Genomic DNA, 15,330 nt, shown 5'->3' on the forward strand with positions numbered 1-15,330 from the left:
TCGCCAATTACCAACGCCGCAGGATAGGCGCCGGCGTTGCGATCAGCCTCTTTCTCCCCGTTTACGGGGAGAAATGCCCGGCAGGGCAATGATGGGCCGCGCCGACATTGAGGATCGGCCACAGGGTTGCCGCAACCGTTCGCCCCGCGCAGCCACGGATCGCCGCAGGATCAGCCCATGAACTTGGCGATGATCGCGTCGCCCATCTCCACCGTGCCGACCTCGGTCATGCCGGGGGAGAAAATGTCCTTGGTGCGCAAGCCTGCGTCGAGCACGGCGGCGATCGCGCTTTCGACACGGTCGGCTTCGTCAACCATGCCAAAGGAATAGCGCAGACACATGGCGAACGAGGCGATCATGGCGATCGGGTTGGCAATGCCCTTGCCGGCAATATCCGGCGCCGAGCCGTGCACCGGCTCGTACAGCGCCTTGCGCTTCTTGGTCTTCACATCGGGCGCGCCGAGCGAGGCCGACGGCAGCATGCCGATCGAGCCGGTCAGCATGGCGGCGATGTCGGACAGCATGTCGCCGAACAGATTGTCGGTGACGATGACGTCGAACTGCTTTGGCCAGCGCACCAGCTGCATGCCGCCGGCATCGGCCAGCATGTGGTCGAGCTTGACGTCTGAATAGCGCGCCTTGTGCGTTTGGGTGACGACCTCGTTCCACAGCACGCCCGACTTCATCACATTGCGCTTTTCCATCGAGGTGACGTGGTTCTTGCGGGTGCGTGCCAGCTCGAAGGCGACGCCCGAAATGCGCTCGATCTCGAACGTATCGTAGACCTGGGTGTCGATGCCACGCTTCTGGCCATTGCCCAGATCGATGATCTGCTTCGGCTCGCCGAAGTAGACGCCGCCGGTCAGCTCGCGCACGATTAGGATGTCGAGACCCTCGACCACCTCCTGCTTGAGCGACGAGGACGCCGCCAGCGCCGGATAGCAGATGGCCGGGCGCAGGTTGGCGAACAGTTCCATGTCCTTGCGCAGGCGCAGCAGGCCGGCTTCGGGGCGCACCTCGTAGGGCACCGCATCCCATTTCGGACCGCCGACGGCGCCGAACAGCACCGCATCCGCCGCCATCGCCTTTTCCATGTCGGCATCGGAGATCGCCGCGCCATGCGCATCATAGGCACAGCCGCCGACCAGACCTTCGTCAGTGGAAAAATCGCTGCCAAGCTTGTCGTTCATGACAGCAATCAGTTTCTTGACCTCGGCCATGGCCTCTGGACCGATGCCGTCGCCGGCGAGCAGGAAAAGATGCTTCGTTGCCATGGAGAACCGTCCCAGAAAGAATGCGTTGCGATTTGCGGCCTTGCTAAACGCCAAGCGCTTGGCGCGCAAGCCCGCGCGCCATAACCATGATCACTGGTGCGAGAGAATGTTGACCAGCCGGCCGAACGGATCGCGCACGTAGAAGCGCCGTACGCCCCAAGGCTCGTCGGCCGGCCCGTATTCGATGGCGAAGCCGGCGGCACTCATGGCATCGAGCGCCGCATCGACATCGTCGACCTCGATCGAGAGATCCGGCACCGGCGTACCGGAGCCGCCTTGCGCCATGAAACTGACCTGCACCTGCATCTCTTGATCGGAACCGTAGGTCGCGATCCAGCCTAGATCCATCAGCACATCGAGGCCGAGCACGTCCTGGTAGAAGCGCTGTGCCGCAGCGATATCAGGGGTCTCGATGTTGGCAACGATACGCCGGACTTTCATCTGCCCGCCTTTCACGCCGTGCGCCGCAGCGCCGTCACCTCGATCTCGATCTTCATTTCCGGTCTGTTGAGCTGGCAGACGATCATCGTCGCCGCCGGCCTGATGTCACCGAACGTCTCGCCGAGGATCGGGAAGACCACATCCACGAAGGCCTGGTCGGTGATGTAGTAATGCGCCCGCACCACATCGGCCATCTCGAAGCCGCCGTCCTGGAGAGCCTTGCCGATCGTCGCCAGGCAATTGCGCGTCTGCGCTTCCACCGTCTCCGGCATCGTCATCGTCGCATAGTCGTAGCCGGTCGTTCCGGACACGAAACACCAGTCGCCCTGCACCACCGCGCGCGAATAGCCGGCGGTCTTTTCGAACGGCGAGCCGGTGGAGATCAGTTTTCGCATGGGAGGTCTCCTTGCAGGCAGTGCGGCCATTCTGCAGGCAAGATGCCGGTTCGGCCATGGGCCAACGCAGAGGGATCGGCAGTGCAAACTCGATGCCGGCGGGGCAGCACCCCCCTCTGGCCTGCCGGCCATCTCCCCCGCAAGGAGGGAGATTGGCAGCTTTGGCGAACCGCCATTCTTGCCACGTTGAAAGAGTTGCGAAAGTCGTGGTGACGGCCGATCTCCCCCCTTGCGGGGGAGATGCCCGGCAGGGCAGAGGGGGGTGTGAAGGATCGCGGCGTAACAATCTTCAGTTCACCGCCGAAATGCCTAATTGGCCGAGCCCTGCGCCTTGTCCAGCGCCTCCTTCACATCGGCCGGCCACGTCGCCAGCGCCGGCCAGGCGTTCGGCTCGCCATTGTCGCCGCGGCGGGCGAAGTAGAGCTTGTGCTTGGTCGGGTCGACCGCCATGAAACCGTCATTGCCGCCGCAGTCATGCGGCACGCAGCCACTGGCGTAGAAGGCGCCCGAAGCGGTCTTTTCCGTGCCGCCGCCGACCAGCAGGCTGGTCGCCATGTCGGGCATGTCCTTGCCCAGCAGCTTTTCAGCTTCCTTGTAGACAGCCTCGTTGTGGAAGGCGTCGATGATGTTCTGGTACTTTTCCGGATCGATGTCCTTCCAGTCCGTGCCGGGTTCCGGCATGTAGGTCAGATTGCCTGAAATCGTCAGCCCGTCGGTCGGCGACCATTGCAAAGCCGGCTTCTGGTCGCCTGGCAACAGATAGGGTACGAAATAGATGGCGTTGTCCGACACCGCCGATGGCGGCGCGCCGCAGTCGTCCTGCTCGACCGTGGTGCTCTGGATGGTGCCGCCTTCCGGCTTCCAGACGATCACAGTCGCCGGCCCGCATTGATTGCCGCCATCGCCGACATCGAACAGCGCCACCTTGACGCCGCCGACCTCGACTATTCTGTCGAAGAAGACGTCATAGTTGGTGGCCAGCTGCTTGCCGTCATAGGCAAGCACCTTCTCACCGTCCTGTTCCGGTTGGGTGATGGTCAGCTGGCCGCCCTCGAATGGCACAGGCGCTTGGCTGTCGTCGTCGGAAGCGTCGGCGGCGTCTGTCCCCTGGTCGGTGGCAGGCCTTTCGGCCGCCGGCGCTGGCGCGGCAGGCGTCTGCGTCTGGGCGTGGCCGACGGCAGTCAGCAAAAGAAACGCCAGCCCGCAGGTGCCGGCAAGAAGCGAACGAGTCATGACCGTCCCTCCACTCAGCCGCAACGAACCCGCCTGTCCGCCCGGAGCGTACCGCTCAGGCCCACGGACGCTGTTCGGCGTTCTTCTTCTCGAACGAAGCGATGGCACCGGCCTTCTCCATGGTCAGGCCGATATCGTCGAGCCCGTTGAGCAGGCAGTGCCGCTTGAAGTCGTCGAGGTCGAAGGTGACCACGCCACCATCCGGCCCGCGGATTTCCTTGGCCTCGAGATCGACCGACACCGTGGCGTTGGAACCGCGTGACGCGTCGTCCATCAGCTTCTCGAGATCCTCGGGGCTGACGGTGATCGGCAGAATGCCGTTTTTGAAGCAGTTGTTGTAGAAAATGTCGGCGAACGAGGTCGAGATGACGCAGCGAATACCGAAATCGAGCAGCGCCCACGGTGCATGCTCTCTGCTCGAGCCGCAGCCGAAATTGTCGCCGGCGACCAGGATCTGCGCCTTGCGGTAGGCCGGCTTGTTGAGCACGAAATCCGGATTTTCCGAACCGTCGTCCTTGTAGCGCATTTCGGCGAACAGGCCGGTGCCGAGCCCGGTGCGCTTGATCGTCTTCAGATAATCCTTGGGGATGATCATGTCGGTGTCGACATTGACGATCGGCATCGGAGCGGCGACGCCGGTGAGCTTGGTGAATTTTTCCATGGCTTTGCCCGTGTTTTCGTTGCGGGGGAATTTGCTGACGCCCGTTTACACAATGCCGGCGGCAAATAAAAGGCAACTGTTTGTGCGCGGCGTATGGCGGCGAACCCGCCCCGTCTCGACCGGGGGCCTCCAGCATGTAGCTGGCTCTTCCCCTGAGCTACGGGCTGCCGGGACGGCTTTACCATGCCGCATGCCAAAACTGAAACACTTCAAAAAGTGGCTTCGAAATGCTCGCCCGCTGGTGCATTCTGGCAGCCATGATTGAGAATTCGCACGTCCTCTATGCCAGCGAGCCGGAGCTCGCCATTGCCGAGTTTCGCCGCGTGCTGGTGGAATCCGGCCTTGGCGAAACGCGCCCTGTCGATGACGACGCTCGCCTGCAGACGATGCTTTCAGGTGCAAACCTGGTCCTGACCGCACGTCTCGACGTGGAGGGCAAGCCACTGATCGGCGTGGCCCGCGCACTCACCGACTTTTCCTGGGTCTGCTACATCTCCGAACTCGCCGTTTCCCAATCGGTGCAGGGGCTCGGCATCGGCAAGGGCCTGATGGACGAGGCGCGCCGGCAACTCGGGCCGTCCGTCGCCATCAGCCTGATCTCCATGCCCGATGCCGTCGGCTTCTACGAACGCATCGGCATGAAACGCATGGCCGACGCCTTCTGGTTCGGCCGCAAGGGCTGACTGCGGTCACTTGACTTGCAACACTCAGCGGGACAGCACCCCCCTCTGGCCTGCCGGCCATCTCCCCCGCAAGGGGGGAGATTGGGCAACTTCGACGCTCCGCTCATTCTTGCCACGCTGGAGATTGGCGAAAGCGGTTGAGCGCGTAATCTCCCTCCTTGCGGGGGAGATGGCCGGCAGGCCAGAGGGGGGTGGGCGGGAACTCGACAGAACGGCTTTATTCTGCGACGCCCCCGTCTCAAATCACATTCAATTCCCGAAACGCCCGCCCCTCCGCAATCCGGCCATAGCCGAACGCCGAACAGTCTACCGTGCGATAACCGCCATGCACGATCAGTTCGGCCAGCGCCTTGCCGACCGCCGGCGCCTGCTGCAGGCCATGGCCGGAGAATCCATTGGCGAACAGGAAATTGCCGACCTGCGGATGTGGGCCGATCACCGCGTTCTGGTCGAGTGTGTTGTAGTCGTAGTGGCCGGCCCAGGCGCGCGTCGGCTTGATCGCCTCGAAGGCCGGAATGCGGGTCGCCAACACCGGCCAGATCACCTCTTCGAACAGCGGCCAATCAACCTCGAAATCCCCAGGGGCGGCCGGGCCATCGCCCTCTTCCGGTTCGGCACCGCCGGTGAGATAGACCGAACCTTCCGGGCGCACATAGATGCCGGACGGGTCGACCAGCAGTGGCATGTCGGCGTATTTCTCGCGCGCCTCGAAGACGAAGACATTGCGCTTGCGCGGCTCGACCGGCAGCGCCAACCCAGCCATGGCAGCGACCTTGCCGGCGTTCGGCCCGGCGGCGTTGACGACGATGCCGGCTTCAAGCGCCTCGCGATTGTCGACCCTGACGCTGGTGACGCGGTTGCCGTCGCGCACAATATTGGTGACATCAGCGGTGATGAAATCGATCTTCTTCTCGCGCAGCGCCTTGCGGAACAGCATCAGCATCGCATGCGCGTCGAACCAGCCCTCGCCTGTCCGGCCATAGGCACCGGCGGTGATGCCTTCGGCCGATAGCCACGGGAAGCGGCGCACCAGCGCGTCGGCGTCCTCGAGAACGATGTCGGCGCCCTCGGCCATCTGCGCGTCGTGATTGGCCTTGAGGATCGGCAGCCCGTCCTCGCCGGCAAGGATGAGATAGCCACCCTCGCGAAAGCCGATATCGGCATCCGCGCCGAACTCTTCCTTCAGCCGCCGGAACAGTTTCAGCGTGAACTGCGACAGCCGGATGTTTTCCGGGATCGAGAATTGCTGGCGGATCGAGGCCATGGACAGCGTCGTTGCCGCGTGGGCGAACTGCGGATCGCGCTCTATCAAGGCGATCGAGCCGGAAAACCCTTCCTCGCGCAGATAATAGGCGACCGAGGCTCCAACGATGGCCCCGCCGATGATGACGATATCATAGCGCACTTTTTTCTCCGATCCTTTGCCCGCGTCCTCACGCGACCGGCAAGATGATCTCGAAGCGCGTGCCGCGTTCGGAGTCAACCAGTGCGATCATACCATCATGCGCTTTCAGGAGGGCCAGGACGATGCCGAGGCCCATGCCGGTGCCGCCCGAATCGCGGCGCGTGGTGACGAACGGCTCGAAGATGCGCGTCCGGTTGCTCGGCGAAATGCCGGCACCATCGTCACTGACCTGAATGGCCGCCTTGCTCCCGGCGCTCGCCGCCGTGACCGAAACCTGCGTCGCGCCGTGCCTGGCCGAATTGTCGATGAGATTGGCAAGCACGATTGCCGCGTTCTCCGCCGATATGCGCAAGGCCAGATCGCCGCCCGCCTCGACGCGGACCGCCAGCCTGTTGTCCACCGGGAGCAGCGCCAGCGCCGCGCCGATCGAGGTGCTTTCGCCGCTCGGCGCCAGGTTTTCGGCGCGCGCCAGGTCAAGCAGGCGCCGCACCAGCAGATTGAGCCGCCCCGCATCGGTGACGATATTGTTGGAAAAGCGCCGACGCTCCGTATCGTCCATCGCGCTTCCTGAATCGCGCAGCAGCTCGGCCGCACCCTGGATCGCCGTCAGTGGCGATTTGAGTTCGTGCGAGACATGGGTGGCAAACGTCTGGATGGAATCCGAGCGCGCCTGCAGTTTTTCGGCCATGTCGAGGAAGGCGGCGGACAGCTCGGCCATCTCGTATGTGCCGTGGTGGTCGAGCGGCCGGATCGCCGCTCGGGCGCCGGCGGCGATGCGCTCGGTGCGATCGATCAGCGCATAGATCGGCCGGCTGACGGTGCGCAGGAAGACCAGGCCGATGAGCAGCGTGCCGCCGAGAATGGCGATCGCCGCCAACGTCACCTTGCCGCGCTCGCCATAGAGATGTTTCATGATGTTGTTGGGCGTCCGCGACACATAGACGACACCGGCGACCTGGCCATCGACGGCCACCGGCAAGGCGACGAAGACACGCACCTTGGTGCCGCGGCTGACCGAATAGAGCGGGGGCGCCGGCTGGTCGGGGATGCGCAGCCTGAGCGCGCTGGCATAGCGGCCGCTGAGTGCCTCGCGCACCTCTTCGATATCGCCAAGCGACTGGCCGACCTCGCCGCGCCCGGCAATGACGACGCCTGTGGGGTCGAGCAGCCGGAAGCCGGCCAGCGTGGTTTTCTGGGTGGCGTCGAGAATGCCGGACAGGCGGATGCCGATCGCGGCGAAGGCTGGGTCGGCGGTCGCAGTCACCGCCGCCGGCCGCGTGGGAAGCACGTAGTCCGAGGCAAGATCGAGTTGCGGCTCGATCGGCCTGTACAGGTCCGGATTGGCACTTCGGCTCGCATTCCCACCCGCCTGTTGCATCGATGCGCCGAGTTTGTCCGGGGCAATGCCGGAAACAGAATGGCCGATAAGCGGCACACAACCTTGCCATCACATCCTCCTCGTGAAGAACACACCTAGTGCGGTGCCGCGCCGCGCCGCTCGAGCGCGGTCTTGCGGATGATTTCCGCGATCTCCGGGCTGCTGCTGCACAGCATCTGGAAATCCGCCGAGTGCAGCGACAGGAGTGAGACCACCGTTGCGGCGCTGACGGTCGCCGAGCGCGGTTCGCCGCTGATCAGCGCCATCTCGCCGAAGAAGGCGCCAGGGCCAAGCTCCACCGGATTCGGCGTCGCGACGCTGACGCGCCCCTCCACGACGAAGAACATCTGATCACCGGTCTCGCCATTGCGGCAGATCACGGCGCCCGCCGGCATGACGCGAGGTCTTAACGCGCGCACGATCTCGACTAGCGCGGCCGGGCCGAGCTTCTGAAACAACGGCACGGCGGCGACCAATTGCCAATTGCGAACGAAATCCTCGCGACGCACTTCTTGATAAAAGCCGGTGGCAAGAATGCCAGCCCAGAGCGCGAAGATGCCGATGCCACTCATCATGACCATCCCGGCCAGGACGCGGCCGGCGAAGCTTTGCGGAATAGCGTCGCCATAGCCGGTGGTGGACAGCGTGACCACCGCCCACCACATTGCCTGGGGGATGCTGCCGAACTTTTCCGGCTGGGCGTCGCGCTCGATGACATAGGCCGCGAGCGCGACACCGAACAGAACGACGCCGAAGAGCGTCGTAACGCCGATCAGGTTGCGCGCTTCGTTGGTCAGGATCCTGCCCAGCAGCGGGAAGAAAGTCGAGTCGCGCAGCGGTTTCAGCAGCCAGACAGCACAGTAGAGGCTCCGGTCGGGCGTTCCGACGAGTAGAAAAGCGGCAAGCGGAACCAAAACCGCGAGCACATCAATTGCGATTGCCGGCGTCCTGTCCCGAACGTCTCCCGCCCGGCGCTTGAGCAGCGTCTCGGTCAGTTGCAGGAGATAGACGCCCCAGATGACTGCGAGGACTGCAGCCAGAGCCAGTCTGCTTCGTCCGGACATGTCCGGTGTCGTGAGCGTAGCCACCGCCACAAGCCCAATCGCAGCCAGCAGCGCGTTGAGCGGCGCGTAAATTCTTAAGAAAGGCAGTGCCGACATTCTATGCTCACGAGCGGTTACCAGCCTCCAAACTAGGATGTCTTCAAGGCAAGCGCAAAGGTGCTACCGTCGCGGCGACGTGCATCACCAACGGCAAACTCAGATATCCCGCTTCGTGACCGGACGTGAACAGCAAGCCACAACCGACCAGAATGACCCAGTCCGGATATTGCAATGGGTCCGACGGAAAAACTGAAATATCGGGCCGTCGTTTTCACTCGAGCCCGATCCACACAAAGCCGTCCTGCTTTCGGCAAGGATATACGATCAGCTTTGCGCGGTTCTTCGAAATGTCACCCAAATATTCAAGTCCCGCCCTGGTACCGTCGTGCTCCAACTTGGCCCACTGCCTGATTTCGCCGGTAAGCAGGTCGAAACAACTCTGATGCCAACGACAGACCAGGCCAAGATCTGCGGTGATCGTGCTCCCCGTGTGTGGGAGCTGCAGCGCCTCGACCTGAGCGGAACTTCGGCGTTCGTAGAGCGGCAGATGAAGATGCGGGCAAGCATTGTTGAAGGCGCAATAGTTGTCGGATCCACGAACGACGACGATATCGTAATCTTCAAAATCGAGAATCCGACGTTCGTAGGGCTGAAGCTCGTCTTCGGAAAAAGCGCGAACCCACCTCCTGCCGCCCTGACGGATGGTTTCGCGAAGCCCCTTGGCATTCAGCTCGGCGTCAATTTCGGGCTTCAGCCTGACGATTTCGAACAGGCTTGTGCGCTCGCCGGTACCGCGAAGGCGCACCCTGACGAAGTCGCCGATTTCCACCTTTTCGGCGATCTGGTCGCGGAGGGCCTCGGATATCAGCAAGCGCGTACCGGCATCTTTATTGGCGGACTCGACCCGGCTGGCCAGATTTACAACGTCGCCGATGGCCGTGAGACGTTCGTGGCCAGCAAAACCCAATGTGCCGATGACGGCTTCGCCGTAGTTGAGGCCGATACGAATATCGAAATCGATGCCATACATCGAGGCAAAGAACGGCTTCAGACGATCGACTGTGGCGAGGGTCTGAAGTGCGGCGTTCACGGCGCGGAGCGGAGCGTCTGGCTGGTCGTCGATACCGAATATTGCCATGAGCCCATCGCCGATCAGTTTGTCGATGAAACCGCCATTCTGCTCGATGATGTCGCCGGCCTGGGCGAAGTAGCGATTGAGCAGATACATCACGTCATAGGGGGAAAGCCGCTCCGACAGCGCTGTGAAATCTACAATGTCGCTGAAGAAGACCGCAACACGCCTTGCTTCACCGCAACGCGTCGCGGCAGAAGCACCAAGCTGGCTGGTGATCATCATGTCGGTTTCGTCTAGCACCAGGCGTCGGACGCGAAGCTCGCCTTCCGGCCTGAGCTGACAGGCCAGCCGAACTTCATCGGCCAATCTCAACCGGTTCGCCATCTGGGTTTCGTCGGGATTGCGGTCAGGGCAAGCCTCAATGCCGTCGAGAACCCAAACGCGACATGTCGAGCATTTCGCCCTGCCGCCGCATGCGTGGGCAAATGGCACGCCCGATCTGAGAGCCGCCTCAAGCAAGGTCTCACCTGCGGCCACGTCAAAATCCACTCTGTCGGGTAAAGCGGTTGCTTTGGTCATATCACCGAACACCGGTCCGTCGCGTTAACTGGCTGTCAGTGTAGCACCAATCGGCTCGGGCGGTGGAATCGTGCAGAATTCGGGCACCGACGAAGCCGAAATGGTTTCGTTGCGAGGACCGGACCGTAAGCCGTTGCAGCGGCAGCGACCGCTTGCCGAGCGGACAACGAGGGTTCATCACGGCGGACCGTGTGGCGGGGAACGGCCCGATCCTGGCCGGGCGGTGCCTGAAGCCTTCGGATGAAGGGCAAAGTCGATGAGTTCGCGGATAACTAGGCGATCTGCGGTTTTCTGCTAATACAAATTGAAAATTGCGCCGTCATGTTTCACAACAGGTCGGTACAGCCAGGGGGTTCCGAAGCCTGCGGGTTTGTCACGGTCCTCAAGGCGAGAATTCGAAAAGACGTTCAATAATGACCCAGCACGCAGAAAATGCTCGAATTCTCATGTACAGCCACGACACGTTCGGGCTTGGCCACTTGCAGCGCTGCCGGACGATCGCGCATTCGCTGGTCGAGGATTTCCGGGGACTTCAGGTGCTTATCATTTCGGGTGCGCCTATCGCGGGCGCCTTCGACTACCGCGCCCGTGTCGACTTCGTGAAGATCCCCAGCGTCATCAAATTGCGCAACGGCGAGTACACCTCGCTGGAAAAGGATATCGATCTGCATGAGACGCTAAGGATGCGCCAGTCGATCATCCGCCACACAGCCGAGACCTTCCGGCCGGATATCTTCATCGTCGACAAGGAACCGCTCGGCCTGCGCGGTGAGATTGAGGACACGCTGTCCTACCTCAAGACGCGGGGAACCACGCTGGTGCTTGGCCTGCGCGAGGTGATGGATGCGCCGCATCTGCTCGAAGCCGAGTGGGCACGCAGGGATGTGATGCGCAAGATAGGCCTGTTCTACGACAAGATCTGGGCCTATGGTCCGCCGGATTTCTACGATCCGTTGACCGGCTTGGATGTGCCGCCGGTTGTCAGGGCAAAGATGAGATTCGTCGGTTTCTTGCAACGGAGCCTGCAGCGGAACGAGTTGCCCGGCCACCGGCCCGAGGGCGATTATATCCTCGTTACCACCGGTGGCGGAGGCGACGGCGCCGAACTGATCCACGACGTTATCGATGCCTATCAGCAGGATCCGCAATTGCAACACAGGGCGCTGATCGTCCTTGGACCTTACATGCCGGCGCGCAAGCGCAACAAGCTGATCAAGAAGGGATCCAAGATCCCGTACATCAAGATCATCGAGTTCGACAATCGCATGGAAGACCTGATTGCCGGCGCCAAGGCGGTTGTGGCGATGGGCGGTTACAACACCTATTGCGAGATACTATCTTTCGACAAGCCGGCGCTGATCGTGCCGCGCGTCGAGCCCCGCGAGGAACAACTGATCCGCGCTCGGCGCGCAGCCGAACTCGGGCTCATCGAGATGTTTTTGCCGGAAGAAGCCAAGGACTCCCAGCGGTTTGCCGATGCACTGGTGGCACTGCCGGACTGGCCCCGCCCATCACAGAGCAATCCGCATCTGACGCTGGAAGGGCTGCCTCATATTTCCGAAATCGTCGCGGAACTGCTCGACCGGCGGCCCGGCCATCGCCTGTCGGTCATTGAAGGAATGAACTGACTTGCGACATCGCAAGATTGTCGTGGTTCTGAAGGGCTATCCGCGCGTCTCGGAAACCTTTATCGCGCAGGAACTGCTCGGTCTGGAGCGCGCGGGGTTCGAGCTGATACTCGTCGCGCTCAGGCGGCCGACCGATGCAAAACGCCACCCCGTGCATGACGAGATCAAAGCGGCCGTCCACTATCTGCCGGAATATCTGCATGAAGAGCCGCTTCGCGTGCTTCGCTCGCTGTTTGCTTGTTTGCTGCGGCCGGGCTTCTGGCGCGCGCTCGGATCGCTGGCTGCCGATATCCCCCGCGACTTTACCCGCAATCGCGCGCGCCGTTTCGGGCAAGCGCTCGTGCTGGCGGCCGAATGGCCGAAAGACGCGGGATGGTTGCATGCACATTTCGTGCACACGCCGGCATCGGTGACGCGATATGCCAGCCAGCTTCTTAGCCTGCCCTGGAGCTGCTCAGCCCATGCCAAGGACATCTGGACTTCGGCGGACTGGGATTTGGCTGGCAAGCTTTCCTCGGCGCGCTGGACGGTCACTTGCACGAAGACTGGCTTCGACCGTCTCAAAGAACTCGCTAACGGCAACTCGTCCGTGCATCTGAGCTACCATGGGCTCGACCTCGATCGTTTCGGCAGTTTTGGCGAGGCGCGAAAGCATCATGACGGCTCGGCGCTGGACGAACCGGTTATCCTTCTGAGTGTCGGGCGTGCCGTTGAAAAGAAAGGCTACGATACCTTGCTGGAGGCTCTTGCCCTCTTGCCTGGCGATTTGGCGTGGCGTTTCGAGCATATCGGCGACGGCGAGGAACTGGAACGGCTCAAGGTACTGGCGCAAAAGCTGGGACTGAGTGGTCGCGTCTCTTGGAAAGGCGCGCTCGCGCAGGAGGAGGTGCTTGAGCACTACCGCTGCGCCGACATCTTCGCCCTGGCCTGCAGGATCACCGCTAATGGCGACCGGGACGGTCTGCCGAATGTTCTGATGGAGGCGGCTAGCCAGCGGCTTGCCTGCGTGTCGACCAATATTTCCGGCGTGCCGGAGATTTTATCGCCGGATGAAACCGGGCTGCTGGTTCCGACGGAAAATCCAATTGCCCTGGCACAGGCGCTGGAGCGCCTGATCCGTGATCCCGTGCTGCGCACCCGCCTCGGCGACGCAGCAGAGCGGCGCGTGCGCGGCAATTTCGATCATCTGGCAAGCATTGGACAGCTCAAGGAACTGTTCGAGCGCGAGTGGCGGGCCGCCGATTGAACCGGCTGCGCGCCTTCCTTTATGTCCAGCACCTGCTCGGTATCGGCCATCTCGCGCGCTCTAGCCGCGTCGCGGCGGCTCTGGTCGATGACGGGTTTGACGTAACCGTTGTGACCGGCGGAGCGCCGGTCGCCGGGTTTCCGGGACTCGGGGTAAAATCTGTAACCTTGCCACCTGTCACCTCCGGTGATGAAGGATTTTCCGGACTTGTCGATTTGCAGGGCAAACCCATCGACGATGATTTCAGGAAACGGCGTTCTGAGATGCTGCTGCAGGCATTCCGGGATTGCAGGCCGGATATCGTCATTATCGAGGCGTTTCCATTTGGACGCCGGCAGATGCGTTTCGAACTCTTGCCGCTGCTCGAGGCTATCGACGCGACGTCGCCCAGACCGCTGCTGGCGACGTCCGTGCGTGATATCCTTCAGGAGCGCGTCAAGCCCGGCCGAAACGAAGAAACGGTCGATCTCATCAATCGGCATTTCGACCTTGTTATGGTCCATGGCGACCCGGCTTTCGCAACCATCGACAAGACATTTCCACTGGCTGGGGCGATCAGGGCCGAAGTCACCTATACAGGGCTCGTTGCCGCACCGCCGTCGCCCGTGGGGTCAGAGCGCTTCGACGTTCTGGTGTCGGTTGGCGGCGGGGCTGCCGGAAAGAGCCTTGTCGGCTCCACCGTCGCAGCGGCTCGGAACGCCAACAACGGTTGGAAATGGTGTTTGATCACCGGCCCAAACCTGCCGAAAGACGAGTTTGACGCGATCGCAGGCGATGCCACGCCGGGCCTGTCCATCTTCCGGTTCCGCGAGGATTTCGCCAGCCTGCTGACCGGCGCCCGCCTGTCAGTGTCGCAGGCGGGTTACAACACGGTCTGCGATGTCCTGCGCGCGGGTTGTCGCTCGCTGCTCGTCCCATTTGCAGCCGGCGGGGAAACCGAACAAAACGTTCGCGCCCTGATGCTCGAAGAACTCGGTCTTGCAAAGGTGCTGATGGAAAAGGACCTAACGCCTGAAGGTTTGACGCAAGCGATCGAACAGGCGCTTGTGGCACCGACGCCATCCGCGCATCGTCTCGATCTAGAAGGCGCGCGTCACTCGGCGCAAATCCTGCGCGAGCGGTATCGAACATGGTCCCTAGAAATGCGGCCCGGTTTCGGAAAAGCTGATGATCAAACGGACCTTGGATCCTAGACTTGGTCTAGACCGCTCCAATCAGCATGAAGCGCGTATAATTTTTTGTCGGCAATTCGCCGGAGAACCGCACCTCCCGCAGCGCCGCCATTGCTTCGAAGGCTGCCAGCGAAGCCACGCAGTTGATGTGTGTCGGCTCGCTGAAATAGTCGTTCGATTGCAGCAGTACATTCGTGCCCCGCGGAAGCAGAGCAAGCCAGGCGCGCAGATCGGCTATGTGTTCGCAGCTCGTATTGACCGTCAGGTCCGGCCGCCCGGCCGCATAGTCGAGCGCGTACATATCTGCCGTCAGCGCCCGGAACCGGTCGCCGGCTTCCCGGTTGAGAGTCCCGGCGACCGGCGCGACTTCAGGATCGATGTCGATGCTGTCGACCGACGTGATGTCGAAGCGGGCGTCGTTGAAAAGCATTGCGGGCAATACGCCGTACCATCCACCCAGAACCCATATGCGCCCGAACTGGCCGCCGCAGCTTTCGAACAGCCTATCGAGCGCCCACATCTTGCAGGCGACCTGCTTGTGGTTGAAGGCGTTGGCGATATCGGCCTTCGGATGCTTGCTGATGACGCGCGCCAGCCCGGCAACGAGAGGGTCGTTGACATAGGCAGCAATTCCCCGCGTGAGGTCCAGGGCTTGTTCGTGCCAGTCCATGCCGGCATTGCGTGGTTGCGTGACATCCATCATATTCGTCTTGTATGTTGGGATTTCGGGCGACACAACGCAATCTTGCCTCCCGCAAGGCTGTTCGTTCCGCGGACGTGATCATGCTGCAAGCCGCTTCGCCATTGCCCGATGCCGGAGAGAGCCGGCTGCGTCTGTCCGGACCATCGGCGTCCATCCGCCAGCACCAGCCGCGCAGCTGCAGCCTCGTGCTCGCCTATTCGCCAAAACCCTACGGAAGTCGCGAACTGTCTGAGCGCAGGACAATCTCCCTGCACTGCAGCTTTGAGATTGTCGTTGGCGACGAAGAAATTGCCGATATCCCATTCGCCAGCAGGTGCGTCTCCATCCCGCATCCTTCCAACTGAAGGATCCACA

Annotated in this window: 14 protein-coding genes; 4 read left to right on the top strand and 10 right to left on the bottom strand. The window is 62.2% G+C overall.

The window, feature by feature from the left end:
- Positions 1-170: 170 nt before the first annotated feature.
- The 5 genes from leuB to leuD all read right to left on the bottom strand — a co-directional run bounded on the left by leuB (position 171) and on the right by leuD (position 4,004).
- The gene (gene leuB / locus NKH57_RS03000; protein ID WP_352941573.1) at positions 171-1,274 is read right to left on the bottom strand and encodes a 3-isopropylmalate dehydrogenase; all 1,104 of its coding nucleotides are present in this window, start codon (positions 1,272-1,274) and stop codon (positions 171-173) included.
- A 90-nt stretch (positions 1,275-1,364) separates the two neighbouring features.
- A complete protein-coding gene (locus NKH57_RS03005; protein ID WP_352832780.1) occupies positions 1,365-1,715 on the bottom strand; it encodes a VOC family protein in 351 nt (116 codons plus the stop codon).
- A gap of 11 nt (positions 1,716-1,726) precedes the next feature.
- On the bottom strand, positions 1,727-2,110 hold the full coding sequence (locus NKH57_RS03010) for a RidA family protein (protein ID WP_023758962.1): 384 nt from the start codon (positions 2,108-2,110) through the stop codon (positions 1,727-1,729).
- Positions 2,111-2,419: 309 nt separating this feature from the next.
- A complete protein-coding gene (locus NKH57_RS03015) occupies positions 2,420-3,343 on the bottom strand; it encodes an Ivy family c-type lysozyme inhibitor (protein WP_352941576.1) in 924 nt (307 codons plus the stop codon).
- A gap of 55 nt (positions 3,344-3,398) precedes the next feature.
- On the bottom strand, positions 3,399-4,004 hold the full coding sequence (leuD, locus tag NKH57_RS03020) for a 3-isopropylmalate dehydratase small subunit (RefSeq protein ID WP_023762456.1): 606 nt from the start codon (positions 4,002-4,004) through the stop codon (positions 3,399-3,401).
- A 257-nt stretch (positions 4,005-4,261) separates the two neighbouring features.
- On the opposite strand from leuD, the gene NKH57_RS03025 reads away from it, so the two are divergent.
- Positions 4,262-4,687 carry a GNAT family N-acetyltransferase gene (locus tag NKH57_RS03025; RefSeq protein WP_352941578.1) on the top strand — a complete coding sequence of 142 codons (426 nt, stop codon included), beginning with the start codon at positions 4,262-4,264 and terminating at the stop codon, positions 4,685-4,687.
- Positions 4,688-4,925: 238 nt separating this feature from the next.
- Here NKH57_RS03025 and NKH57_RS03030 read toward each other — a convergent pair whose 3' ends face one another.
- From NKH57_RS03030 to NKH57_RS03045, 4 genes are all read right to left on the bottom strand, one after another.
- Positions 4,926-6,092, bottom strand: a complete 1,167-nt coding sequence (locus tag NKH57_RS03030; protein ID WP_352941580.1) for an NAD(P)/FAD-dependent oxidoreductase — start codon at positions 6,090-6,092, stop codon at positions 4,926-4,928.
- Positions 6,093-6,120: 28 nt separating this feature from the next.
- Positions 6,121-7,470, bottom strand: coding sequence for a sensor histidine kinase (locus tag NKH57_RS03035; RefSeq protein ID WP_352941694.1), 1,350 nt, complete (start codon positions 7,468-7,470; stop codon positions 6,121-6,123).
- A gap of 95 nt (positions 7,471-7,565) precedes the next feature.
- Positions 7,566-8,630: a cyclic nucleotide-gated potassium channel gene (locus tag NKH57_RS03040; protein ID WP_352941583.1), complete on the bottom strand. Its 1,065-nt coding sequence runs from the start codon at positions 8,628-8,630 to the stop codon at positions 7,566-7,568.
- Between the two features lie 214 nt (positions 8,631-8,844).
- Complete coding sequence (locus NKH57_RS03045) at positions 8,845-10,227, bottom strand: adenylate/guanylate cyclase domain-containing protein (RefSeq protein ID WP_352941585.1); 1,383 nt, start codon at positions 10,225-10,227, stop codon at positions 8,845-8,847.
- A 413-nt stretch (positions 10,228-10,640) separates the two neighbouring features.
- Between NKH57_RS03045 and NKH57_RS03050 the strand changes: the two genes are divergently transcribed.
- Genes NKH57_RS03050 through NKH57_RS03060 form a run of 3 tightly spaced genes read left to right on the top strand, consistent with a single transcriptional unit; the run spans position 10,641 to position 14,294 of the window.
- Complete coding sequence (locus tag NKH57_RS03050; RefSeq protein ID WP_031261200.1) at positions 10,641-11,855, top strand: glycosyltransferase family protein; 1,215 nt, start codon at positions 10,641-10,643, stop codon at positions 11,853-11,855.
- A gap of 1 nt (position 11,856) precedes the next feature.
- Entirely contained in the window at positions 11,857-13,101 is a 1,245-nt protein-coding gene (locus tag NKH57_RS03055) for a glycosyltransferase (RefSeq protein WP_352730655.1), read from the top strand.
- Positions 13,098-14,294, top strand: coding sequence for a glycosyltransferase family protein (locus tag NKH57_RS03060; protein ID WP_352941588.1), 1,197 nt, complete (start codon positions 13,098-13,100; stop codon positions 14,292-14,294). The genes NKH57_RS03055 and NKH57_RS03060 overlap by 4 nt, the downstream gene beginning before the upstream one ends.
- A 7-nt stretch (positions 14,295-14,301) precedes the next feature.
- On the opposite strand, the gene NKH57_RS03065 is transcribed toward NKH57_RS03060, so the two are convergent.
- Positions 14,302-14,973 (bottom strand): class I SAM-dependent methyltransferase, encoded by a 672-nt coding sequence (locus NKH57_RS03065; RefSeq protein ID WP_352941591.1) that lies wholly within the window; start codon positions 14,971-14,973, stop codon positions 14,302-14,304.
- Between the last annotated feature and the right edge of the window lie 357 nt (positions 14,974-15,330).

The organism is Mesorhizobium sp. M1050 (assembly GCF_040318715.1).
Taxonomy (GTDB): domain Bacteria; phylum Pseudomonadota; class Alphaproteobacteria; order Rhizobiales; family Rhizobiaceae; genus Mesorhizobium.